Below are 23,966 nucleotides of genomic sequence, written 5' to 3' on the forward strand. Positions count from 1 at the left end.
AGACGACTCTTCTTTCCTTGCGTCCGCGCCCGCCCTATGGCGCGTGCCCCATGTTCCAAAAGCCGCCTCTCCACTGGACCGACGAATTGCGCGCGATGCTCAGCCTCGCTGCGCCGATGGTCGGCGCGAACCTGCTGCAGATGGCGGTGTTCGCGGTGGACGTGGTGTTCGTCGCGCGACTGGGGCCGGTGGCGCTGGCCGCATCGTCCTTGTCGATCGCGTTGTTCGGCCTGCTGATCTGGAGCCTGTCCGGGCTTGTGGGTGCGGTCGCTCCATTGGTCGCCGCCGAACTCGGCCGCCGCGCTCACGCCGTGCGCGAAGTCCGCCGCACTGTCCGCATGACCGGCTGGGCGGGGATGCTCGCGGCAGTTCTTGCGATGGGTGTGTGCCTGCTGGGCGAGCCGCTGATGCGCGTGACAGGGCAGCAGGAAGACGTGATCGCGCTGGCCGTTCCGTTCCTTGGCGTGTTGATGTGGGCGGCGGTCCCGGCCGTGATGGCCGCGCTGTTGCGGACTTTCGTTGCCACGATGGGCCGTCCCGGGATCGGCACGGCGATCACCGGCATGGCGGTTGCAATCAACGCGCTGGGCAACTGGCTGTTCGTGTTCGGCAATCTGGGCATGCCCGAAATGGGTTTGCGGGGATCGGCCGTCTCCAGCGTCGTAACGTCCTGTGCGATGCTGCTGGCGTACGTCGTCGTGATCCGGACCGACCGCCGCCTGCGCCGGTATCGCCTAATGGGCCGCTGGTGGAAGGTCGAATGGAAACGCCTGCGCGACGTCCTGCACATCGGCTTGCCAATCATGGCGACGATCATCGCCGAGGCCGGGATGTTCAATGGTGCAGCATTCATGATGGGCCGGATCGGCGAGGTCGAACTGGCCGCGCACACGATCGCGCTGCAATTCGCCGCAATCGCGTTTCAGGTGCCTTTCGGCGTGGCGCAGGCGGCAACGATCCGCGTCGGGCTGGCGTTCGGCGCGTGCGACCGGGCAGCAATTGCGCGCGCCGGGCGCGTGGCCATCGTGCTCGGCATCGGCTTCATGGTGCTGACCGCTAGTGCCATGCTGTTTGCACCCCATGCGATCCTGAGCATCTATATCGACCCTGACGCGCCGCAGAATGCCGCAATGGTGGTGCTCGCCATTCAGTACATGGTTGTAGCCGCCGCGTTCCAGTTGTTCGATGGCGCACAGGCGGTCGGCGCAGGGCTATTGCGTGGTTTGCAGGACACCCGCGTTCCAATGGGGTTCGCATTGTTCGGATACTGGGTGCCGGGTATCGGCACTGCGCTGTGGCTCGGGCTCTACACGCCGCTTGGCGGGCTGGGCGTGTGGATCGGATTGATGGTCGGGCTGGTGGTGGTTGCCACGTTGAACTTGTGGCGCTGGCGCAACCGGGCGCGGCTGGGGCTCCTGCCAGCCTGAACGTTCATCTGCGTGCAAAGAATCTCGTGCAACGCCATTGACGGCACCGGGACATGCTCCCATATCCCGCCCCGCTGGCACTCTCACCATGAGAGTGCCAAGCCCCATTTTTAGTATGGAAGAGGGAGAAACCCATGTCATTCCGTCCGTTGCACGACCGCGTGCTGGTACGTCGCGTCGAAGCTGAGGAAAAGACCGCAGGCGGGATCATCATTCCCGACAGCGCCAAGGAAAAGCCCGCTGAAGGCGAAATCGTCTCCGTCGGTTCGGGCGCCCGCGCCGAAAACGGCACGATCACCCCGATGGACGTCAAGGTCGGCGACCGTGTCCTGTTCGGCAAGTGGTCGGGCACCGAAGTCAAGGTTGGCGGCGAAGACCTGCTGATCATGAAGGAATCGGACATCCTCGGCGTGATCGGCTGATCACTTCGCTGTTCTGAAACCGAAACAATTCTTCAAAGGAAATCAACATGGCAGCCAAGGACGTAAAGTTCGGCCGTGACGCCCGCGAACGCATTCTGCGCGGCGTCGACATTCTCGCTGATGCAGTCAAGGTCACGCTCGGCCCCAAGGGCCGCAACGTCGTGATCGACAAGAGCTTCGGCGCGCCGCGCATCACCAAGGACGGCGTTACCGTCGCCAAGGAAATCGAACTCAAGGACAAGTTCGAGAACATGGGCGCCCAGATGCTGCGCGAAGTGGCTTCGAAGGCCAACGACGCAGCCGGTGACGGCACCACCACCGCCACCGTTCTGGCACAGGCGATCGTTCGCGAAGGCATGACCTCGGTCGCTGCCGGCATGAACCCGATGGACCTGAAGCGCGGCATCGATATCGCCGTCCTCAAGGTCGTCGAAAACCTCAAGTCGCGTTCGACCCCGGTTACCGGTTCGGCCGAAATCGCACAGGTCGGCATCATCTCGGCCAACGGCGACGTGGAAGTGGGCGAAAAGATCGCCCAGGCCATGGAAAAGGTCGGCAAGGAAGGCGTGATCACCGTTGAAGAGGCCAAGGGCCTCGAATTCGAACTCGATGTCGTCGAAGGCATGCAGTTCGATCGCGGTTACCTCTCGCCGTACTTCATCACCAACGCCGAGAAGATGACGGTCGAGCTCGAGAACCCGTACATCCTGATCCACGAGAAGAAGCTGTCGTCGCTGCAGGCGATGCTGCCGATCCTCGAGGCAGTTGTGCAGTCGGGCCGTCCGCTGCTGATCATCGCCGAAGACATCGAAGGCGAAGCTCTTGCAACGCTGGTCGTCAACAAGCTGCGCGGTGGCCTCAAGATCGCTGCCGTCAAGGCACCGGGCTTCGGTGACCGTCGCAAGGCGATGCTGGGCGATATCGCCACGCTGACCGCTGGCGAGATGATCTCCGAAGATCTCGGCATCAAGCTCGAAACCGTCACGCTCGGCATGCTCGGCCAGGCCAAGAAGGTCACGATCGACAAGGACAACACCACGATCGTCGATGGTGCCGGTTCGACCGACGAGATCAAGGGCCGTGTCGACCAGATCCGCGCGCAGATCGAAGTCACGACTTCGGACTACGACCGTGAAAAGCTGCAGGAACGCCTTGCCAAGCTTGCTGGCGGCGTTGCCGTGATCAAGGTCGGCGGTGCTACCGAAGTCGAAGTCAAGGAGCGCAAGGATCGCGTCGATGACGCTCTCCACGCTACCCGCGCTGCGGTTGAAGAAGGCATCGTCCCCGGTGGCGGTACGGCTCTGCTGTATGCAACCAAGGCTCTCGAAGGCCTTAAGGGCGCGAACGACGACCAGACCAAGGGCATCGACATCGTGCGCCGCGCGATCCAGACGCCTCTGCGCCAGATCGCCGAAAACGCAGGCCATGACGGTGCGGTTGTCGCTGGCAACCTGCTTCGCGAAAACGACGAGAACCAGGGCTTCAACGCCTCGACCGACGTTTACGAGAACCTCAAGGCTGCCGGCGTGATCGACCCGACCAAGGTTGTTCGTACTGCGCTGCAGGACGCCGCCTCGGTTTCGGGCCTGCTGATCACGACGGAAGCTGCGATCAGCGACAAGCCGGACGACAAGCCTGCCATGGGCGGCATGCCCGGCGGCGGCATGGGCGGCATGGGTGGCATGGACTTCTAAGTCCACGCATCCATACGCTGACAGAAACGGGGCCGGGGGAGCAATCCTTCCGGCCCTTTTTCTGGTGCTACTATGCTGTTCCAGGCGACCGGCACTGGCAGGCCACGACGCGCTAGTCCTAAGGCCTGACCCGCCGCTCCAGCAGATCGAGGATGATGTCGTCTTCCACGACATGTTCGCCGTATCGTACGAAACCAAGCCGTTTGGCGAGCGCGAAGGACGCATCGTTGCCTTGTTCGATCATGCAGGTGATGCGCTGCGGGCCGGCGCTCTGTTCGAACCACTCGAGCGCTGCGCGCATCGCCTCAAATGCATAGCCACGCCCCCAATACTGGCGAGCCACGATCCAGCCCGCTTCGGGCACGTCGTCCATGCCTTTGCCGAAGCCGCGCATCGTGTGGAACACGCCGACTTGCCCGACGAACGCGCCGCTGTCCTTCTCCCACACCATGAACATGCCGTAGCCGTAAAGCAGCCACGAGCCTGCACCGTGCAGCGCGCGCGAGAACATGTCGGTCGTCGGGTCATCGGCAGGCGGGCCGAGATAGCGATGCACTTCGGGATCGGCGTGAAGATCACGCAACAGCAGGTATCCGTCACGATCGGGAACATCGAGGATCAGCCGCTCAGTCTCGATCCGGGGCAGCTTGATCAAAGCGCCAGATCCAGCGCGTGGAGCAACAGGCCGACCAGCCCGCCGACCAGCGTCCCGTTGATCCGGATGAACTGCAGATCGCGCCCGACCGCGCCCTCAATCCGGTCGGTTACCGTCCGTGCATCCCAGCGTTTCACGGTTTCGGATACGAGCCGGACGATCTGCGCGCCGTAGCGCGTCGATACGCCGACCAGCGTGCGGCGGGCGAAGCGATTGACCACGCGTTGCAGACGCACGTCGCGCTGCAGGGCAAGGCCGAGTTCGGCAAGGCTCGCACCGAAGCCACCGCCCAGCGCGCCTTGCGGATTGCGCACGAGGTGCAGCAGGCGTGTCCGGCCACGCTCCCACAGGCCATCGAGCCAGCGTGCGAAGGCCGGGTTGGCAAGCACCTCAAGCTTCATCCGCTCGACCTTGTCGCGCATCGCATCGTCGTGGACCAAATCATGCGCCAGCGTCTCCAGCCCCTCTTCGATCTTGCGACGCAAGGGGTGGTCGGGGACGACGAGGGTTTCGGCGAGCATCTTGTAAAGGCCATCGAGCACCGCGTTGGCGAGCTTTTCGTCGAGCCCGGTCCAGCGCAGGATCGTGTTGGCCCGCTCGTGGATCATCGTCTTGATCAGCGGCTCGTTGGCCTCGATCGTTTCGGCGGCCTTGCGGACAACACTTTCGATCACCGCCATGTGGCGGCCATCGGCAATCGCAGCGCCGATGAGATTGCCGAGCAAGGGTGCAAGGTCGATCTTCTCGAGCTGTCGGCGGAAGGCGCCCTTGGCGAGGCCACCAAGCTCTTCAGGATCGAGCGATTCGAGGATATCGGCAATGAGGCCCGCCGCGCCATCGCGCAGGCGGCTTTCGCCGGTGCGTGGATCGGCCAGGAACGCGCCCGCCGCTGCCGCCGCGTTTACCGCGCCCATGCGCCGCGCCACGACTTGCGGCGTGAGGAAATTGCTTTGCAGAAACGCCGCCATCGTATCGGCGATGCGGTCCTTGTTTTCGGGGATGATCGCGGTGTGGGGGATCGGAATTCCGAGGGGGTGGCGGAACAGGGCGGTTACCGCGAACCAGTCGGCCAGCCCACCGACCATCGCTGCTTCGGCAAAGGCGCGGACGAAGCCGATTGCGGGGTGGACTGGCTCGAACTGCCGGGCGGCAAGGAACAGCGCGGCCATCAGAACAAGCAGGCAGGTTGCGATGAGCCGCATGCGCCGGGCGCGGTCTACCGGCACCGCGGACCTACCGGCCAATACCGGCCGCAGTGACGATTTTGGCCGAACGGATGCCGACCCGATAGGTCGGGCTTCGGCCGGAATCGTAGTCCCGGCAGGATCGGGCGCGCCTGCGTTCACTCCGCCGGGAATGCCCCACCGGCGGCATCGTTCCCTGCGGGTCGATAGGGCTGTGGCCGATCGCGGTCTTCGCTCGTTGCCTCCGCCCCGTCGCCCGGCTCGTATCCAAGCACCTTGCGTGCCAGCCACGGGCCAATACGCTTCTCAAGTCCATCGGCCAGACTGAAGCCAGCCGGGACGATCAGCAGGGTCAGCAGCGTCGACAGGATCAGACCGCCGATCACGACAATGCCCATCGGCGCGCGCCAGCCCGAATCGCCGCCCAGCGCGATCGACGTCGGGATCATGCCCGCCACCATGGCAACCGTGGTCATCACGATCGGCTGCGCACGCTTGTGTCCGGCCTCGATGATCGCATCGAGCTTGCTCTTGCCCGTCGCCATTTCCTCGAGCGCGAAGTCGATCAGCAGGATCGAATTCTTGGCGACGATGCCGAACAGCATGAGGATGCCGATGAACACCGGCAGCGACAGTGAATTCCCGGTGATGAGGAGCGCGATCAGTCCGCCCAGCGGTGCCAGGAACAGCGAACCCATGTTGACCAGGGGCGAGATGAAGCGGTGGTAGAGCAGCACCAGTACCGAGAACACCAGCATCACGCCCGCGCCCAGCGCGATCATGAAGTTGCGCAGCATTTCGGCCTGGAACTTGTCCTCGCCCGCCGCCGTGTTCGACACGCCCTGCGGCAGGTTCTTCATGATCGGCAGGTCCATGATCTGGGACATCGCGGTGCCCTTGGCCACGCCCGGTCCCAAGTCTGCCCCCACGTAGACGCGGCGGTTCTGATTGTAGCGCTGGATCTGCGTGGGACCCGAACCGAAGGTTATCTCGGCAACGCGCGACAGCGGCACCGAGCCACCCGATGCGGTCGGCACCGGCAGACTTTCGAGCGTGCTGAGATCACGGCGCGAGGCAACCGGCAGCTTCACGCGGATCGGCACCTGACGGTCCGAAAGCGAGAACTTGGCGCTGTTCTGGTCAATCTCGCCCTGCGTCGCGATACGGATCACCTGGCTCAACGCCTGTGTGGTGACGCCAAGATTGGCGGCCAGATCCAGCCGGGGCCGGATGACGATTTCGGGGCGGCGCAAATCGGCACTGACTCTCGGCGCGACCAGCCCCTTGATCGCACCCATCTGCTCGATCAGTGTCTGGGCGGTCTTCTGCAGCAATTCGGGATTGGCCCCGGCAAGCATGATCGAGATCGGGCGTCCCGAACCTCCGCCCGGCCCGCCACCGTTTTGCGCCGCGAAGTTCACGCGCACGTCGGAAATGGTCTGCAGCTTCGGCGTCAGCGCCCGCTCGAACACCAGGCTCGTGCGTTCGCGGTTCTCGCGCAGATTGAGATAGATATCCGCCTTTGCCTCACGCACCGCGGCGAGCGAAGATAGTACCTCCTGCTCCTTGCTCAGCATCGACACGACTTCGGCGACCTTGCGTTCGGTCTGCACCAGCGTGGTGCCGGGCACCATCTCGATCGTGACCTGACTCGAATCGCTGTCGGTATCAGGGAAGAACTGCATCGGAATCGATGCCCCCAGCACAACCGACAGCAGCAGCGCAGCCATGCCGATCCCCATCATCCACACGCGGTGGTCACGCAGGCGCGCAAGGAAACGGCGGCGTGGATGCCTGGCGCGATAGTCGCGGGCCTTTTGCGTATCGAGCGACCAGTGCAGGACCTTCATGTAGCGGTCCATCAGCGGCCCGCCACCATGTTCGGCTTCGCCATGCGCCTTGAGGAAGTAGGCAGCGATCATCGGGGTGATCATGCGCGCGACGAGCAGCGAGAACAGCACCGCGATCACGACGGTGAGGCCGAAGTTCTTGAAGAACTGGCCCGATACGCCCGGCATCAGCGCGACCGGGAAGAACACCGCGACGATCGAGAAGGTTGTGGCGACGACCGCAAGGCCGATCTCGTCGGCAGCGTCGATCGAGGCCTGATACGCACTTTTGCCCATGCGCATGTGTCTGACGATATTCTCGATCTCGACGATCGCGTCATCGACCAGCACACCTGCGACCAGGCCCAGCGCCAGCAGCGACATCTGGTTGAGCGTGAAGCCCATCAGGTCGAGCACCCAGAATGTGGGGATAGCCGACAGCGGGATGGCGACGGCCGATACGATCGTCGCGCGCCAGTCGCGCAGGAAGAAGAACACCACGATGACCGCCAAAACCGCGCCCTCGACCATCGCATTCATCGACGAGCGGTACTGATCCTTGGTATATTTGACCGAAGTGAACAGTTCCACGAAGTGGATCTTGCCGCCCTGCTCGGCCTCGAGCTTGCGCATCTCGGCGACAGCGCCGTCGTAGACCGAGACGTCGGATTCGCCGCGCGCACGCGACATCGAGAAGGTGACAACGGCCTTGCCGTTGAACTTGGCGATCGACGTCAGTTCGCTGAAGCTGTCGCTGACATCGGCAACTTCAGACAGGCGGACCGTGCGACCATTCGACAGGCCGATCTCGGTCTGCGAGAGGTCGTATGCGGTCTTGGCGTTACCGAGCACGCGAACCGACTGGCGCGAACCGGCAACTTCGGTCCGCCCACCAGCCGCGTTGATATTGACCTGTCGCAAGGCCGCGTTGATCTGGCTGGCGGTAACCCCGAGCGAGTTCATCCGCATCGGGTCGAGCGTCACCGCGATCTCGCGATTGACCCCGCCAGAGCGGCTGACTTCGGCCATCCCGGGGACCGTCAGCAGGCGCTTTGCGACCGCATCGTCGATGAACCACGACAACTGCTCAAGCGTCATGTCGTCAGCCGCGACCGCGAAATAGGCGATCGGCTGCGACGACGTTTCGAGCTTGAACACCTGCGGTTCGAGAATGCCTTCGGGCAGGTCGCTACGGACCTGGTCAACTTGGTTCTTGACCTCGTTGACCGCCGAATTGATGTCCTGGCCGATCTTGAACTGGATCGTCGTCTGGCTGTTGCCTTCGGACGCGGTCGAGGTCAGCGTGTCGACACCGGCAATCGAGCGCACGGCGGATTCGACGCGTTGGGTAATCTGGTTTTCGATCTCGGTCGGCGCGGCACCCGGCTGCGCGATCGAGACGATCACGATCGGGAACTCAATGTCCGGGTTGTCCTGGACCTTCATCCGCGAGAAGGAAACAAGACCCGCCAGCGTCAGGCCGAGAAACAGGACGATGGGTACGACCGGGTTGCGGATACACCATGCCGAAATGTTCTGGAAGTTCATCAACCGTTACTTCGACGCTGCAGGCTGGGAAGCAGCGGGCTGTGCGACAACCGGCTGGACCCGATCGCCTGCATTGAGGAACCCACCTGCACGCAGGACAATGCGCTCGTTGCCCGAAAGGCCCTGCACCACCGCAATGCCGCTGGCGCTGACCTCACCGGTCTTGACGTCGCGGCGCTGCGCCTTCTTGTCATCGCCGACGATGTAAACGAACGAGCCCTTGTCATCGCTCATGATCGCCGATTCCGGGAGCTGCGGTGCGGTGATCGTGCCCGAGCGCAAGGTTGCACTGGCAAAGCCGCCCGGACGCAGAGCTGCGTCATAGTTCAGCGCAATACGGGCAATCCCTTCGCGCGATTGCTGGTCGATCGTGGGCGAAAGCTGCCAAATCTGCCCGGTAAACACGCGCGTCGTGCCGACGGGAGTGACCTCCGCGCTGTTACCGACCGCGAGGCGGCCAATATCGGCTTCGGACAGCCGTGCCTGCATTTCGAGCTGACCATCGCGTGCAAGCGAGAACAGCACGCCGCTGCCTGCGCCCACCACCTGGCCAGGCTCGACCGCGCGGGTCAGCACAAGGCCGGCGGCAGGGGCGACGATGTTGAGCCGCGCGGCACGGGCGCCGAGCTCGCCAAGACCCGCGCGAGCGACACGCACGCGGGCTACGGCCGCATCGCGCGTGGCGGTAAGGCGGTCGATATCGGCCTTGGAAATAAACCCCTTCTCGACCAGCTTGAGCGCGCGGTCGAGGTTGGCTTGTGCGAGCCGCGCATCTGCGTCTGCCACTGCGATATTGGCCGACTGGCTGGCGATCTGCTGGGTCTGCACCGAGCGGTCGATCACTGCGAGGACCTGCCCTGCCCGCACCCAGTCACCCGCGTCGACAAGCACCTGCACGACCTGTCCGCCCTCGCCCGCGACGCCGACCGGCATTTCGCGACGCGCGGCAAGGGTGCCGCTGGCCGTGATGGTCCCGACGATCGTCGCCTTGCCCGGCACGATGACCGTAACAACCTGATCCTGTGGCTTGGCGACAGCATCCGATGCGCCGGAATCGTGCATCAACCACCAAGCCAGCCCCAGCGCGAGTGCTGCGCCAACTCCGATGATCCATTTGCGACGCGTCGAGCGCTTTTCGCTTGTCGGAAGAGGTTCCAGCGCAAGGGCGCTGTCGGCATCGATGGTCGTTTCGTAATTCATGTCTGTCACTGCCTTCGTCCCGAGCCGGTGCGAGGGCGGGCCCCTGTTTGCTTGACGGGGTGTATTACACTGGTAATCCACCTGTCGCAAGCACCGCGGCGCCACCTGAGTGGCGATCATGGCGCGGCAATAGCCCCCCTACGGACAACTGGCAATTCAGTCTCGCCAAAGGACTTAAGCCGAATTGGAGGGCGTGTCTTTCTTGCATCTGTAACTTATTGTAACGCGCGGGCACCCTTCGGCAATCGATTCAGCCACGTACACTGGTGCGCAAGAAGACTCCTGATCGCGTGGGAAGACAAGCTTGGTTGCGGTGTAACAAAAACGGCCGCTACCCGAAGGAAGCGGCCGCTACATTCAAGCGCATGAAGTGTGCGCTCAATATTTGAGCTGGCGCTCGTACAGATCGCGATAATGCTGGATGCGAGTGACGCGCAAACCCTGCATCCCCGAGCGATCGACCGCACGCTGCCACGACGCGAACTCCTCGAGCGTCAGGTTGTAACGCTCGCAAACCTCGTCGATGGTCAGCAGCCCGCCATTGACGGCAGCGACCACTTCAGCCTTGCGGCGCACGACCCAGCGCGTGGTCGATGGCGGCGGCAGGTTGTCAATCGTAAGCGGTTCGCCCAAGGGGCCGATCACTTGCGACGGGCGGATTTTCTGGTTTTCGATCATGTCAATCTCGTACATCAGCGCGGCTGGACCGCACGCCGGTCATCTGTCCGTCAAGGTGTGCCGGATCGGCTTTGCCATTCACTGAAGAGGTTGGGTTAACAAGACCTTCATTTTCAATGGATTGCGCCGGAACGCCCGAAAACCCCGACGCAATGATTCGCGCGGTTCGCCCGTCGAAGCTGCCGGTCGACGGTGTGATTTCGCTGTTTCCCGAACTCCCCATCAGACGGCGAAAGTCCTGCACCGCAGCGATGCGCGAGCACAGCTCGTGCCAGGTCATCCGGCGCAGACCGGGGCCGGTTTCGGCCGGGGCGAACAGCCCTTGATTTTCGAAGCTCATGTCCATCGCCGACCCTTCTAGGGGGCAGACAGCTAAGGTCCGGTAAAGGACGCATTTAACTTTTGTACATGATCGCAGGCTGATCGTTCGGCCTAGCTTTGCCACGCGGCCCAAAACGCCTATGGGCCATGCGATGTCCGTGATTTCCGCCCTTCCCGACCTGGCCGAACTGTTCGACCTGCCGCAGCCGCTGGCGGGCAAGCGGATCGTCGTGGCCATGTCAGGAGGCGTTGACAGCTCCGTCGTCGCCGGAATCGCAGCCGCAAGCGGTGCCGAAGTGATCGGCGTGACGCTGCAGCTTTACGATTATGGCGCGGCAACCGGGCGCAAGGGGGCATGCTGTGCAGGCGACGACATCCGCGATGCGCGCGCCGTCGCCGACCGGCTGGGCATCGCGCATTATGTGTTCGATCACGAATCGAGCTTTCGTCAGGATGTCGTCGAGCGCTTCGCCGACGACTATCTTGCCGGCCGCACACCGATACCGTGCGTCCGCTGCAACATGGGGCCGAAATTCACCGACCTGTTCGCGATGGCACGCGAACTGGGTGCCGATTGCCTTGCGACCGGGCACTATGTCCAGCGCGTGGTCGGTGCGGCAGGCCCCGAGCTGCACCGGGCAAGCGATCCTGCGCGCGACCAGTCCTATTTCCTCTACGGCACGACCGAGGCGCAGCTCGAATTCCTGCGCTTTCCGCTGGGTGGCCTGCCCAAGAGCGACACACGCCGGATTGCCGAAGAACTGGGGCTTGCGGTCGCCGCAAAGCCCGACAGCCAGGACATCTGCTTCGTGCCCGACGGCGATTACGCCAAGGTGGTGCGGGCGGTCCGGCCCGAAGGCGATGCGCCGGGCGAGATCGTGCATGCGGCGACGGGCGAAGTAATCGGGCAGCATCGCGGGATCATCCACTATACCGTCGGTCAGCGCCGCGGTCTGGAGATCGGCGGACAGCCCGAGCCGCTGTTCGTGATCGGCCTCGATGCGCCGGGGCGGCGCGTCATGGTGGGACCGCGCAGGATGTTGGCAGTGGCCAGCGCCACGATCACCGAGACCAACCGAATCGGCCCTCTGCCCGATGTGCCGCTCACCGCCAAGGTGCGCTCGATGGCCAAGCCGGTGCCGGTGAGGCTCGAGGGCGCGTTCGGCGATGGTGCCAGCGCCACGATCCGCTTCGACCAGCCGGAATACGGCGTCGCACCGGGTCAGGCGGCGGTGCTCTATGCGGGCGAGCGGGTGATCGGCGGCGGCTGGATCGATTCGACTGAAAACTGGGAAGGCTGAGCGTCGGTTACTTCCACGGTTCCAGCACGCAGCCCCAGCCTTCGCGATAAGTCGCGGTCTGGCTGACGACCAGTCCGAAGCGCGCGGTGACGCTGCGGGCTTGCGTGTCCTCGCTCAAGGTCACCAGTTCCATGCCGGGCTCGAAATCCTTGGCGCAGTCCGAAAGCCCGCGCCCGCCGACGAAGCGGCACGAACAGGCGACGCGCGCGCCGTAGCTTGCGCCGGTGGTCGCATAACTGCGCAGGGGTGACAGGAACACCACGAACAGCAACGCAATCAGGCCCAAGCCGATCAAGGCCAAGCGCAACCGCCAGTTGCGGCGGGGTGCGACGGTCAGTGACGGAGCTGTGGGGGAATGGTTGTTGCCGGTTGCCATCGGTGCGCGTTCTGGTTGAAGGACGGACCCGATGGTCCGCCGCTTGACTTCCCTTATCCTGACGCTTGCCGTCCTGCCAGTGCTGGCGGGATGTTCGCGGGGGACGAACGCGCCCGACGCGCCGCCGCCGCTGTCAGAACAGGCGATGAAGGCGGTCGTCAAAGACCCGGGCGTGGGCCGCGAAAAACTCGCCCGCGCGGTCGATGCGCTGTTTGCCGAGGACGCAGCCGAGACCCGCGCCGTGGTGGTGATGAAGAACGGGCGGATCGTCGCGGAGCGTTATGCGCAGGGCTATCACGAGAACACGCGCTTCGTCAGCTGGTCGATGGCCAAGACGGTGACCGGGGTGATGATCGGGATGCTGGTGTCGGACGGACGCCTGCGGCTCGACGAAACCGCGCCCGTCCCGGCATGGCAGCGTTCGGGCGATCCGCGTGGCGAGATCACCTTGCGCCAGTTGCTCCAGATGCGCTCGGGCCTGCGCCATTCCGAGGCGATCGACCCGATCTACGAATCGGACGAAGTGCGGATGCTGTTCCTCGACGGGCGCGACAACATGGCACGCTATGCCGAGGACCAGCCGCTCGAGGCAGAGCCGGGACGCAAGTTCGAATATTCGACCGCGAGCAGCGTGATCCTCGCCGATCTGGCCGCGCGCGTGCTGTCGCCAGCGCCCGACCCGGAGAGCCGCCGCCGTGCGGTGTCGGACTACTTGCGCACGCGGCTGTTCGAGCCTGCGCGGATGAAGTCGATGCTGCCCGAATTCGACGAGTCTGGAACGCTGGTCGGCGGCTCGCTGATCCACGGCACCGCGCGCGACTGGGCGCGATTCGGCGAATTTCTGCGCAACAAGGGATCGGTACGCGGCGCACAGATCATCCCGCGCCAGTGGATCGACTTCATGGTGACGCCATCGCCAAGAGAAGCGCAGTACGGCGCGCAAGTCTGGCTCAACCGCAAACCGACCAACGGCGACGCGTCGCTGTTCCCCGACCGCGGCCCGAAAGACCTGTTCGGCTGCATCGGGCACCTCGGCCAATATGTGCTGGTAAGCCCGAGCCGGGGGCTGGTGGTCGTGCGGCTCGGCAAGACACAGGACGACCGGACGGACGCGGTGGTCGATGGCCTTGCGGATATTGTGGCGCTGTATCGCTAGGGTGTGGGGCGATTGCGAAGGGCTACCGGGATGGCTGCTTTGCGATGCTTCTCACCAAAAGCTGCTTGTCAGGAGACGACGCCATTGCGAACTTTCGCTGAACGCGCGATATTCGGCAAATGGAGCCCGGTGGTCATCTGAACTGGATACTTGCCGTCGCCTTGCTGGCTACATCCCTTTTCGGTGGATTGGCTCGGCGGATCACTCTCCGCGATGGTTCCAGTATCGACAGCGACAGCGATCCTAGGACGTTTTGGACGTTCATTGGAGGGTGTGGCTTCGCGGGATTTGCGTTGCTGATCCAAGCACTTTTGAACTTCCGCTAACTCCCCAATCCAGGTCGCCCAACTTATCCCAACAGTAAGCCAATTCCCGACAGTTGCGCAGGTCTGAACGCATCCACGCCGTCCAGCTTTACGGCAGCGTGAACAGGCCCTCGACGACCGTCACGCACTGCCCGCCGAGCAAGACGCGGTCGCCATCCAGCCGACAGGCGAAGTCCGCACCTCGTGCCGATGCCTGATGGGCGGTGAAGGCGTGTCGTCCGAGCTTCGCCGCCCAATAGGGCGTGAGCGCGGCGTGGGCGGAGCCTGTCGCTGCGTCCTCGTCGATCCCACCACCGGGCACGAACACGCGGCTGACGATGTCGGCGCCGCACGCATCGCCTGTGCCGAGGGCCGTGGCGATGAACTGGGCATCGCCGTAGCCAAGCAATGCCTTGAAATCGGGCGACAAGGCGCGGACGTCCTCGGCGTTCGGGTAAACGAAGATGTTGTAGCCCTGGTCGCTCTGCCAGACTTCGGTCGGTGCTGCCGCGCCGAGCATCTGCACTGCTTCGTCGAACGATCCGGGCGTGGTGCGGATCGCGGGCAGCGAGAGGGCGTAGCGCTCACCATCGCGCGCGACTTCGAGCACGCCTGCCTTGCGCGTGGCGAAGGTCACGCGCCCGCGCATCGGGTCCTGCCCCAGCACGACATGACCCGACGCCAGCGTAGCGTGGCCGCACATCGCGACTTCGACCGTGGGCGTGAACCAGCGCAGTTCGAAATCGGCGGGGCCAGCGAGGCTCGGCACCAGAAACGCAGTTTCGGCGAACAGGTTTTCCGCGCCGATCGCCTGCAACATCGCGTCATCGGGCCACGCTTCGAGCACCATCACTGCCGCCTGATTGCCGCGCAACGGTTGCCCGGTGAACGCATCGACATGGAAGTAGGGGACTTTTTGCACGGGTTACCTCAGTTCGGGGCGCCCTGCGCGAGGAGCGCCGGGCTGGTTTCATCCGCATCGGCGAGCAGATTTTCCGCACCCATCGTGTCTTCGTCGACCAGACCTTCGGGATCGGGATGGATCAGGATTTCGACGCCGGGGAATTCGGCCATCAGCTTGTCCTCGATCTCGTCCATGACGCGGTGCGCCTCGGTGACGGTCATGCGGCCATCGACCCAGACGTGGAACTGCACGAAATCGCGGTTGCCGCTGGTGCGGGTGCGCAAGTCGTGGAGGCCCTTGAGTTCGGGATGCTGCGAGACGACCTCGAGAAACCGCTCGCGCTTCTCGACCGGCCATTCCTGATCCATCAACTGCTCTATCGCCGCTTGCGACGCGCCCCACGCACCCCACGCCAACCACAGCGCAATGCCGAATGCGAAAACCGCATCGGCCCCGCGAATACCGGCATAAGTATCGAGCAGCAGTGCGGCGATCACCGCGACGTTGAGAAACAGGTCGGATTTGTAATGAACGTTATCGGTGCTGATCGCGAGGCTGTTGGTCCGCTTGATAACATGCCGCTGGTAGGCCAGCAGCGCAAACGTGGCCCCAAGCGCGATGGCCGAGACAAGTACGCCCGATTCGGCCTCCGCCACCTGTGCACCGCCGAAGAACTGCTGGATCGCGCGGAAGGCGAGGCCGATCGCCGAGATCGAGATCAGCACGACCTGGAACATTGCCGACAGCGCCTCTGCCTTGCCATGGCCGAAACGGTGATTGTGGTCGTCGGGCTGCGAGGCGACCCACACGCCGAGCAGCGTGGCGAGACTGGCGACAAGATCGAGCGCGGTATCGGCAAGGCTGCCGAGCATCGCCGCCGACCCGGTCGAGATGACCGCCCAGACTTTCAGGCCAACAAGCAGCATTGCCACCGATATGCTGGCAAGCGCCGCGCGGCGGTTCAGGTTGGCGTGGGTCTGGTCCATATCTGCCGTGCCTTAGGGGTAAAGCAGGGTGCTGGTCCAGCCGACTTGCCCGTCGCTGACGAAGCGGCGGCGTTCGTGCAGGCGAAAATCGCGGTCCTGCCAGAATTCGATCGCGGACGGGGTGACCCGGTAGCCCGACCAATGCGCCGGACGGCCGATGTCTCCTTCCGGATATTGGGCACGCAATTCGTCGACGCGGTCGAGATAGGTCTGGCGGTCGGGCAATGGGCGCGACTGGTCGGAGGCCGCCGAGCCAAGCCGCGATTCGGGGTGGCGGCTGGCGAAGTATGCGTCGGCTTCTGCCTCGGTCACCGGGGTGATCGGGCCTTCGATGCGGATCTGGCGGCGCAGCGACTTCCAGTGGAACAGCAGCGCGACGTGGGGATTGGCCTGCAGTTCCCCCCCCTTGCGACTGTGCAGGTTGGTATAGAACACGAAGCCATCGGGTCCGTGGCCCTTGAGCAGGACCATCCGCACCGAGGGATGACCGTCAGGCGTGGCGGTGGCGAGCGCCATCGCGTTGGGATCGTTCGGTTCGGATACGCGCGCTTGTGCGAACCAGTTTTCGAAGATCGCAAAGGGATCGGCGTGGGGGATGGCATCGGCGCTTGCTGCGGTCTGTTCTGAATCGTGCATGCCCCGATCTACTCCGACAAGCGCGCGCAGGAAAGGCAACCTTGCGGGCAGGCGCGGTTAATCCTAGCTAGGGGTTATGGCCGATCCGTACACGACCCTCGGGGTTCCGCGCAGCGCAAGCGAGAAGGACATCAAGTCCGCCTATCGCAAACTCGCCAAGGAACTGCACCCGGACAAAAACAAGGACAATCCCAAGGCAACGGAACGCTTCTCCGAAGTGACCACCGCCTATGACCTGCTGTCCGACAAGGACAAGCGGGCCAAGTTCGACCGGGGCGAAATCGATGCCGACGGCAATCCTGCCGGGTTCGGCGGCTTTGGCGGAGGACGCGGCAGCCAGGGCGGTTTCCGCCACGATGGCGGGTTCGAAGGCGGTTTCGGTGGCGCTGCCGAAGGCATCGACATCGGCGACATCTTCGAAGGCCTGTTCGGTGGGCGCGGCGGCATGGGCGGCGGCGGTCCTGCTGGAATGGGCGGAATGGGCGGTGGTGCCCGCCGCGGCCCTCCCCCCAAGGGCGCGAACATCAGCTACCGACTGCAGGTCTCGTTCGTCGACGCCGCGACCCGCGCCAACCAGCGCATCACCCTGTCCGATGGCAAGACCATCGACCTCAAGCTGCCTGCAGGTCTGGAGCACGGCCAGCAGATGCGCCTGACCGGCAAGGGCGAGGCAGGGCCCGGCGGCAATGGCGACGCCATCGTCAGCATCGAGATCGGCAGCCATCAGTTCTATGAGCGCGATGGCGACAACATCCGGCTCGATCTGCCGATCAGCCTGTCAGAAGCGGTCCACGGCGCGAAGGTCAAAGTGCCCACGGTGGATGGTCCAGTGATGCTGACCGTCGCGCCCGGAACGTCGAGTGGGCGCACACTGCGGCTCAAAGGCCGGGGGTTTACCCGCAAGGACGGCACGCGCGGTGATCAGCTGGTGACGTTGCAGATTGATATTCCTTCAGAAAATTCGGATCTGATCGCCCGGCTCGAGGGTTGGCAGGACACGCGAGACCTGCGTAGCAACCTGGGAGTCTGAGGCATGGAGCCCGGAGAGCTTCCGCCGGGCGCAAAACCGCTCGTCGATGTACCCGACCTGTCGCCGGAAGCGCGGCGTAAAGAGGCCCTGCGCTGGCGCGCGGGAGTGGCTGAAGCGCGCGAACGGCTCGGCCCCGGCAGCAAGGCTTGGGAAGTGACCAAGCGCGTCTGGACCGGCGTGTTCAACGACGGTTCGATCCATGCAGGCAACCTTGCCTACATGATGATCATCGCGCTGTTTCCGTTCTTCATCAGCGGCGCAGCGCTGTTTTCTGCAATCGGTGAGCCCGACCAGCGCGCCGCAGCGATCGATACGATAGTGCGCGCGTTGCCGCCAGTCGTCGCCAACGTTATCGAGCCGGTCGCGCGCAGCGTGATCGATGCGCGCAGCGGCTGGTTGTTGTGGATCGGCGGTATATTCGGGCTGTGGACGGTAGGCAGTCTGGTCGAGACGATGCGCGACATCCTGCGCCGCGCCTATGGCACGCGCTGGGAACACGCGTTCTGGCGGTATCGCCTGGCATCGACCGGAATCACCTTGGCTTCGGTGATCCTGATTCTCCTTTCGATCATTGCGCAAGTGATCATCGGCACCGCGCAAGAGGTGATCGAGGCGTGGTTGCCGCAATTCAACGACTTGCTCAAGATGTTGGCGATCAGCCGAATTGCTCCCGCTTTCGTGCTGTACGGCGCATTGTGGTTGCTGTTCGCATCGTTGACGCCGGGCGCGTTTCGCGGTCGCGACTATCCCAAGTGGCCCGGCGCGCTGTTCGTTACCGGCTGGTGGATCGGCGTGACCACCGCGTTGCCCACGGTGCTGCGCACGTTTTTCTCGTATGATCTGACCTACGGCAGCCTTGCCGGAATGATGATCGCCCTTTTCTTTTTCTGGCTGGTCGGCTTAGGGATGGTCATTGGAGCCGAGCTTAACGCTGCACTTGCCGAAACACCGGAAGAGCGCGACATGCTGGGCCAAGCCGACGATCGCACCCGTAGGGGCGCAGAAAAAGACAAGAAGAGCGAGACCATAAACGCATGACCGGACTTATGCAGGGAAAGCGCGGCCTGATCATGGGGCTGGCCAACGACAAGTCGCTCGCCTGGGGCATCGCCAAACGCCTGCACGAACAGGGCGCGGAACTGGCCTTTTCCTATCAAGGCGAAGCACTGGAAAAGCGCGTACGCCCCCTGGCCGACAGTCTTGGCAGCGATTTTCTGATCGAATGCGATGTATCGAACATGGACGCGCTCGACGCTACGTTCGACACACTCAAGGCGCGGTGGCCGACGATCGACTTCATCGTCCACGCGATCGGATTTTCCGACAAGAACGAGCTGCGCGGCAAATTCTACGACACCACGCTCGACAACTTCACGATGACGATGAACATTTCGGCCTACAGCCTGGTCGCCGTGACCAAGCGCGCGGTCGAGATGATGCCGGACGGCGGTTCGATCGTGACGCTGACCTATTACGGCGCGGAAAAGGTCGTGCCGCACTACAACGTGATGGGCGTGGCCAAGGCAGCGCTTGAGGCGAGCGTCAAGTATCTCGCCAACGACTGTGGCCCGGCCAATATCCGCGTCAACGCGATTTCCGCCGGACCGATCAAGACGCTGGCGGCCAGCGGCATCGGCGATTTCCGCTACATCCTCAAGTGGAACGAGCTGAACAGCCCGCTCCGTCGCAACGTGACCATCGAGGATGTCGGTGGTGCCGGCTTGTACCTGCTGTCCGACCTTGCCTCAGGCGTGACCGGCGAGACGCACCATGTCGATGCGGGCTATCACACGATCGGCATGAAGCAGGAAGACGCGCCGGACATCGCGCTGAGCTAGCGTCCAAACCCTTCCCACAGGGAAAGCGGGATAATTCGCGCAGAGGCCGCAGGGCACGCAGAGAGGTTGCGCTAAACTCTCTGCGGTCTCTGCGCGAAAAATTCTTGGGCTCTACCCAATGCCCGTTGGTAATCAGGGCTGCGGGGCGGGCAACGGCGCTGGTGGCTGGGCATCCGCAGCGGCGTCGCGTTCGCGCTTGAGACGGGCTTCGTATTCCTTTTCGATCTGCTCGACGCGGCCCTGTTCGGCTGCGGCGTCGGCGTCGATCGTCTGCAGGCGGCGGGCGCGTTCTTCTTCGATCAACTTGCCGAACTGAACGTCGGTCGAGTTGCGCTTTTCTGCGTAAGCCTTGTCGATCAAGCGCGTGAGGCAACCGGTGGCCCCGCCCGAACCGACGGCCGAGCATGAATTGGTGCCGAATGCTCCAACGGTTTCATAGGCCCTCACGCGCTGGCTCCACGCCTGGTTCACCGCAGCGTTGGGGTTGTCGCGCAAAGGTGCGGGGATGCGGAAGCGTTCTTCTTCTTCCTTGCGCGCGCAGACCGTGATCGTGCCGTCAGTTGAAGCAGGGCACGGATCGTCGCCGTAGATGATGATCTGGTTTACGCGTTCTCCCGCAGGGTCCGTCAGCGTGGTGTCCTGCGCGAGAGCCGGGAACGCGAATGCGCTGGTGGCAATCAGGGCGGCGGGCAACAGGCGCTTCATCTTGGATCTCCGGTAGGCTTGCCTGCAATATAGGCCGCCCGTGTAGTGAATGGTAGATGAAGCGGGACGTTCCCGGTTCAAATCCGCTTGCTGAGCGCGATCGCGGCGCGGCAACCGAGGCGGATGGCGTGAAACAGGACCGGATAGGCCGGGGCCTTTTCCGCGCCGGCCGCCAGCGCCGAGCCGAGGTGTTCGCGCTCATCATCGCGGAATTCGCGGATCATGGCGCTGAGCTCGGGGTCGTCCTCGCCCAGTTCCTCGAGCTGTTCGGTATAGTGGCGGTCGATCTCGGTCTCGATCGCAGCGGTGCAGGCCATGGCAGCTTCAGGACCGATCAGCGCGGTGGCCGCGCCCAGGGCAAAGCCCGCGGCGGACCACACCGGCTGGAGCGCGGTGGGCCGCACGCCGCGCTGCGCAATCAACGCGTCGAATTTCTGACGGTGCCCGGCTTCCTGTTCCGCCATCGCCGCGATTTCGGCCGAGTGCGGGGCACGGTCGCCCATCACCGCGAGCTGGCCTGCATAAATACGGGTAGCGCCGAACTCTCCGGCCTGATCGACGCGGAGCATGCTTGCGTGCTTCTGAGTCATGCCCTGCGTCCCTTACCAAGAGTTGCGAAAATCAGAACCGCGCCGGCCATCGAGATCAGGAAGTTGAAGCCTGCGAGGCTGACCCCGAACAGGGTCCACGGCGCGACATCGCAGCGCACGACCGGCGCGTTCATGATCGCGTCGAGCGGGTTGCCGCTGCCTGCAACGGTGGCGCAAGCGGTGACGCCTTCCCACCAGTTGTATTCGACGCCCGCATGGAAAGCACCGATCAGGCCCGATGCGGCAATGCAGATCGCGGCGAGGATCACGGCCATGTCGCCGCTACCCTTGCCCTTCATGGTAAAGGCCAGCAACGCCAGCACGATCGCGGCGATGTGCGGATAGCGTTGCCACCAGCACATCTCGCACGGGTACAAGCCGAAGCCGAATTGCGAAATCAGCGCACCACCCATCAGCGCGGCGGGCACGATCAGCGCAAGGGCATAGGCGGCGTTTCTGGACTGGACCGGTGTCATGGCCCCCAGCCCTATTACCGCTTCAGCTTGGCCGCAAGTGCACTACGGGGCGCAGTCCGGCCGAGCGTCTGGACAGCGTAGTAGAGCTGGAAGTCCTTGATGTTCTTCGCCTTGAGTTCCTCGGCCGTCATCTTGAACCGCGGATCGTCGAGCTTGTCCTTTTCAAGGTCCTTGTCGTCCAGCTTGATTTCGTTGATCAGATGGCCGCGCAGGTCGCTCTCACGGTAGGAACGCGCGGCGCGCTTGCGCAAGTCGGGGTCGGAAATCTGCGGCACAGCGATGTCGGGATCGATGCCGCCTTCCTGCACCGACTTGCCCGAAGGCGTGTAATAGCGCGCGGTGGTCAGCTTGATCGCGGTATCGCGGGTGAGCGGAATCAAAGTCTGGACGCTGCCCTTGCCGAAGCTGCGCTGGCCCATGACGACCGCGCGGTGCTGGTCCTGCAGCGCGCCCGCAACAATTTCCGAAGCGGAAGCCGAGCCTTCGTCGATCAGCACGATGATCGGCGTGCCCTTGGCGATATCGCCCTTGGTCATGATCTCGGCGGGATAGACCTCGTTATCGCGGGCATAACGGCCGCGCTGCGACACGATCGTGCCCTTGTCGAGGAACAGATCGGACAGCGCGACGGCTTCATCGAGCAAACCGCCCGGATTGCTGCGCAGATCGAGCACGAGCCCGGTGACCTTGCCGCCGGTCTTGACCTTGATGTCGTTCCACGCCTTCATCACCGAGGCACCGACATCGGCGCTGAAGCTCGATACCGAGATCACACCGACGTTGCCCTGGACTTCCCATTCGACGGGCTTCAGTTCGATGATCTTGCGGGTGATGGTCACATCGAAAGGCTCGTCGCGTCCCTGCCGGAACACGCTGAGGCGGATCTGGCTGCCGGGAACGCCGCGCATCTGATCGACCGCTTCGTCGAGCGAACCGCCGTAGATCAGCTTGCCGTCGAGGTGCGTGATATAGTCGCCAGCCTTGATCCCGGCGAGATCGGCCGGGCTGCCCTTGGTCGGCGCGATAACCTTGACCGCGCCGTCATCCAGCGTGACCGAAAGGCCCAGCCCGCCGTAAGAGCCTTCGGTCTGCGTCCGCAGGTTCTCGAAATCGCGCGCGTCGAGGTACGAGCTGTGGGGATCGAGCGTGGCGAGCATGCCGTCGATCGCGCCCTTGAGCAGCTTGTCGTCATCCACCGGCTCGACGTAGTTTGCTTTCACGCGCTCGTAGATCGCGACGAGTTTGCCGAATTCTGGCCCGGAGCGCGCGTCAACTGCGGCAAGGCCGGCGGTGGCGACAGGGATCAGTGCGACTGCGGTAACGAGTGCGCTGGCACGCAGCAGAGGTGCGAACTTCATTTGCCCTTGGGGCCTTTCGCGAAGAGTCGGGGTATCTTGAGGGTTGTATAACCACCAGTGGCTTAACGCCAGATGAGGTTTTTAACGGGGCGATCGACGAACGGCTGTCCGCGTTCGACCGGCGCTCTAACCACGCACCTGTTCGAGCGGGTTTACCGGCACCCCATCGCGGCGGACTTCGACGGTGAGGACGCTGCGACCCGCACCGGCGCTGCCGATGGGCGATCCCTGTACGACCCTTTCACCGACCGCGGCCTCGATACGCCCCAGATTGGTGACCAGTGTGGTCCAGCCGCCGTCATGCTCGACGATCACGATCCGGCCGTAGCCGCGATAGGGTCCGGCAAAAGCGATCCGGCCGTCGGCAGGCGAGACGACTTGCGCGCCGCCATTGGCCGCAAGCGCGATGCCCGAGGTCAGGCCGGTCGGCGACTGCTCGCCAAAGCCCGAGACGAGGCGGCCTGCGAGGGGAACGATCCAGGCGAGGTTGGAACCGGTCGGCGACACTGCGGCGGGCGAATCGACGACCATCAGCACTTCGCCCGGTCGGCTTGGCGGGAGCACCGGGCCGGGCAGCGCCGCAAGTCGGCTGCGCAACGCACCGTCGGTCTGAAGCTGGGCCATCAGCGAGGACAAGTCCCGGGCCTGTTCAGCCAGCGCCATCGCCTGATCGGCCTCGCGGCTGGCGACGCCTTGCGCGGCGCGCGAAGCGAGGCGCTGGCGGCTTTCGAGTGCGGCGAGTTCGACCTTGCGCGCGCTAAGCGCCTTTTCGCCCGCGCGCTGATCCCGCGCGGCGAGGCGCGCCTGTTCCTGAAGTTTGCGGCCACGCTGGATTTCGGCGCGCAGGCCTGCGGTGCGGCGACGCACTTCGGGCAGCATCGTTTCCATGACAGCGCGCAGATACACCGTGTCGCGCAAGCTTTCGGCGCGGACGAGGCTGAAGGCGAGCGGGCGGCGGGCCATCATCTGCAGCGCTGCGGTCAGGCGCACGACGGGTTCCTGCCGCTCAGCCATGCGATCGCGCAAGCTCTCACGCTGGCGGTCGATCAGCGCGATCTTGGCCTGCGCCAGTTCGATCTCGGCTTCGGACTGCTGGATGCGGGCGGCGACGGCGGCGGATTCACGCGCGGTGCGGTCTGCATCGGCGGTGGCGTTGCGCGCGGCCTGTTCGAGCTTCTCTGCGCGGGCGCGGGTCATCGCGAGCGATTGCCCGGCGCGGCGCAATGCCTCGCCCGCCTCGCCAGCGTCGGCAAACGGGGAAGCCTGCTGGGCAGACACCTGCCAGCCCGCGACCCCGGCCAGCGCCAGCATTGTGAGAATGAACGCGAAACGTGACGTCATGACGCT

Annotated in this window: 23 protein-coding genes; 8 read left to right on the forward strand and 15 right to left on the reverse strand. The window is 64.1% G+C overall.

What is annotated here, in order from left to right; all coding sequences use genetic code 11:
* The first annotated feature begins 50 nt into the window (after positions 1-50).
* From GGQ88_RS05115 to groL, 3 genes are all read left to right on the forward strand, one after another.
* The gene (locus GGQ88_RS05115; protein ID WP_183612062.1) at positions 51-1,427 is read left to right on the forward strand and encodes an MATE family efflux transporter; all 1,377 of its coding nucleotides are present in this window, start codon (positions 51-53) and stop codon (positions 1,425-1,427) included.
* A gap of 134 nt (positions 1,428-1,561) precedes the next feature.
* Positions 1,562-1,849: a co-chaperone GroES gene (gene groES / locus GGQ88_RS05120; RefSeq protein WP_183612063.1), complete on the forward strand. Its 288-nt coding sequence runs from the start codon at positions 1,562-1,564 to the stop codon at positions 1,847-1,849.
* A gap of 47 nt (positions 1,850-1,896) precedes the next feature.
* Positions 1,897-3,543 (forward strand): chaperonin GroEL, encoded by a 1,647-nt coding sequence (gene groL, locus GGQ88_RS05125; protein WP_183612064.1) that lies wholly within the window; start codon positions 1,897-1,899, stop codon positions 3,541-3,543.
* Positions 3,544-3,661: 118 nt separating this feature from the next.
* Here the strand turns inward: groL and GGQ88_RS05130 are convergent, their stop codons facing one another.
* From GGQ88_RS05130 to GGQ88_RS05155, 6 genes are all read right to left on the reverse strand, one after another.
* Positions 3,662-4,198: a GNAT family N-acetyltransferase gene (locus GGQ88_RS05130; protein WP_183612065.1), complete on the reverse strand. Its 537-nt coding sequence runs from the start codon at positions 4,196-4,198 to the stop codon at positions 3,662-3,664.
* Positions 4,195-5,400 (reverse strand): DUF445 domain-containing protein, encoded by a 1,206-nt coding sequence (locus tag GGQ88_RS05135; RefSeq protein WP_183612066.1) that lies wholly within the window; start codon positions 5,398-5,400, stop codon positions 4,195-4,197. The genes GGQ88_RS05130 and GGQ88_RS05135 overlap by 4 nt, the downstream gene beginning before the upstream one ends.
* 140 nt (positions 5,401-5,540) lie before the next feature.
* Positions 5,541-8,759 (reverse strand): efflux RND transporter permease subunit, encoded by a 3,219-nt coding sequence (locus GGQ88_RS05140; RefSeq protein ID WP_183612067.1) that lies wholly within the window; start codon positions 8,757-8,759, stop codon positions 5,541-5,543.
* 6 nt (positions 8,760-8,765) lie between these two features.
* Complete coding sequence (locus GGQ88_RS05145; RefSeq protein WP_183612449.1) at positions 8,766-9,959, reverse strand: efflux RND transporter periplasmic adaptor subunit; 1,194 nt, start codon at positions 9,957-9,959, stop codon at positions 8,766-8,768.
* Between the two features lie 378 nt (positions 9,960-10,337).
* Positions 10,338-10,637: a CtrA inhibitor SciP gene (gene sciP / locus GGQ88_RS05150; protein WP_183612450.1), complete on the reverse strand. Its 300-nt coding sequence runs from the start codon at positions 10,635-10,637 to the stop codon at positions 10,338-10,340.
* Position 10,638: 1 nt separating this feature from the next.
* Positions 10,639-10,977 (reverse strand): hypothetical protein, encoded by a 339-nt coding sequence (locus GGQ88_RS05155; RefSeq protein ID WP_183612068.1) that lies wholly within the window; start codon positions 10,975-10,977, stop codon positions 10,639-10,641.
* Positions 10,978-11,110: 133 nt separating this feature from the next.
* Here GGQ88_RS05155 and mnmA point away from each other — a divergent pair, with 133 nt between their 5' ends.
* Positions 11,111-12,259, forward strand: a complete 1,149-nt coding sequence (mnmA, locus tag GGQ88_RS05160) for a tRNA 2-thiouridine(34) synthase MnmA (protein ID WP_183612069.1) — start codon at positions 11,111-11,113, stop codon at positions 12,257-12,259.
* A 7-nt stretch (positions 12,260-12,266) separates the two neighbouring features.
* Here the strand turns inward: mnmA and GGQ88_RS05165 are convergent, their stop codons facing one another.
* Positions 12,267-12,635: a hypothetical protein gene (locus GGQ88_RS05165; RefSeq protein WP_246385552.1), complete on the reverse strand. Its 369-nt coding sequence runs from the start codon at positions 12,633-12,635 to the stop codon at positions 12,267-12,269.
* A 31-nt stretch (positions 12,636-12,666) separates the two neighbouring features.
* On the opposite strand from GGQ88_RS05165, the gene GGQ88_RS05170 reads away from it, so the two are divergent.
* Positions 12,667-13,791, forward strand: coding sequence for a serine hydrolase domain-containing protein (locus GGQ88_RS05170; RefSeq protein WP_183612070.1), 1,125 nt, complete (start codon positions 12,667-12,669; stop codon positions 13,789-13,791).
* Between the two features lie 414 nt (positions 13,792-14,205).
* On the opposite strand, the gene GGQ88_RS05175 is transcribed toward GGQ88_RS05170, so the two are convergent.
* The 3 genes from GGQ88_RS05175 to pdxH are packed head-to-tail and all read right to left on the reverse strand — an operon-like array spanning position 14,206 to position 16,622.
* The gene (locus GGQ88_RS05175) at positions 14,206-15,018 is read right to left on the reverse strand and encodes a PhzF family phenazine biosynthesis isomerase (protein ID WP_183612071.1); all 813 of its coding nucleotides are present in this window, start codon (positions 15,016-15,018) and stop codon (positions 14,206-14,208) included.
* Positions 15,019-15,026: 8 nt separating this feature from the next.
* Entirely contained in the window at positions 15,027-15,986 is a 960-nt protein-coding gene (locus tag GGQ88_RS05180; RefSeq protein ID WP_183612072.1) for a cation diffusion facilitator family transporter, read from the reverse strand.
* A 12-nt stretch (positions 15,987-15,998) separates the two neighbouring features.
* A complete protein-coding gene (gene pdxH / locus GGQ88_RS05185; RefSeq protein ID WP_183612073.1) occupies positions 15,999-16,622 on the reverse strand; it encodes a pyridoxamine 5'-phosphate oxidase in 624 nt (207 codons plus the stop codon).
* A 76-nt stretch (positions 16,623-16,698) separates the two neighbouring features.
* Here pdxH and GGQ88_RS05190 point away from each other — a divergent pair, with 76 nt between their 5' ends.
* From GGQ88_RS05190 to fabI, 3 genes are read left to right on the forward strand one after another with little or no spacing between them, the layout of a single operon-like run.
* A complete protein-coding gene (locus GGQ88_RS05190) occupies positions 16,699-17,652 on the forward strand; it encodes a DnaJ C-terminal domain-containing protein (protein ID WP_183612074.1) in 954 nt (317 codons plus the stop codon).
* Positions 17,653-17,655: 3 nt separating this feature from the next.
* Positions 17,656-18,690 carry a YihY/virulence factor BrkB family protein gene (locus GGQ88_RS05195; RefSeq protein ID WP_183612075.1) on the forward strand — a complete coding sequence of 345 codons (1,035 nt, stop codon included), beginning with the start codon at positions 17,656-17,658 and terminating at the stop codon, positions 18,688-18,690.
* Positions 18,687-19,490, forward strand: coding sequence for an enoyl-ACP reductase FabI (gene fabI / locus GGQ88_RS05200; RefSeq protein ID WP_183612076.1), 804 nt, complete (start codon positions 18,687-18,689; stop codon positions 19,488-19,490). Before GGQ88_RS05195 ends, fabI begins: the two co-directional genes overlap by 4 nt.
* Before the next feature lie 132 nt (positions 19,491-19,622).
* On the opposite strand, the gene GGQ88_RS05205 is transcribed toward fabI, so the two are convergent.
* From GGQ88_RS05205 to GGQ88_RS05225, 5 genes are all read right to left on the reverse strand, one after another.
* A complete protein-coding gene (locus GGQ88_RS05205) occupies positions 19,623-20,195 on the reverse strand; it encodes a hypothetical protein (protein WP_183612077.1) in 573 nt (190 codons plus the stop codon).
* Between the two features lie 77 nt (positions 20,196-20,272).
* The gene (locus tag GGQ88_RS05210; RefSeq protein WP_183612078.1) at positions 20,273-20,785 is read right to left on the reverse strand and encodes a demethoxyubiquinone hydroxylase family protein; all 513 of its coding nucleotides are present in this window, start codon (positions 20,783-20,785) and stop codon (positions 20,273-20,275) included.
* Positions 20,782-21,261, reverse strand: a complete 480-nt coding sequence (locus GGQ88_RS05215) for a disulfide bond formation protein B (RefSeq protein ID WP_183612079.1) — start codon at positions 21,259-21,261, stop codon at positions 20,782-20,784. The genes GGQ88_RS05210 and GGQ88_RS05215 overlap by 4 nt, the downstream gene beginning before the upstream one ends.
* A gap of 14 nt (positions 21,262-21,275) precedes the next feature.
* Positions 21,276-22,619, reverse strand: coding sequence for a S41 family peptidase (locus GGQ88_RS05220; RefSeq protein WP_183612080.1), 1,344 nt, complete (start codon positions 22,617-22,619; stop codon positions 21,276-21,278).
* A gap of 126 nt (positions 22,620-22,745) precedes the next feature.
* On the reverse strand, positions 22,746-23,960 hold the full coding sequence (locus GGQ88_RS05225; RefSeq protein WP_183612081.1) for a murein hydrolase activator EnvC family protein: 1,215 nt from the start codon (positions 23,958-23,960) through the stop codon (positions 22,746-22,748).
* Positions 23,961-23,966: the final 6 nt, after the last annotated feature.

Source organism: Novosphingobium hassiacum, from assembly GCF_014196055.1.
Classification (GTDB): domain Bacteria; phylum Pseudomonadota; class Alphaproteobacteria; order Sphingomonadales; family Sphingomonadaceae; genus Novosphingobium; species Novosphingobium hassiacum.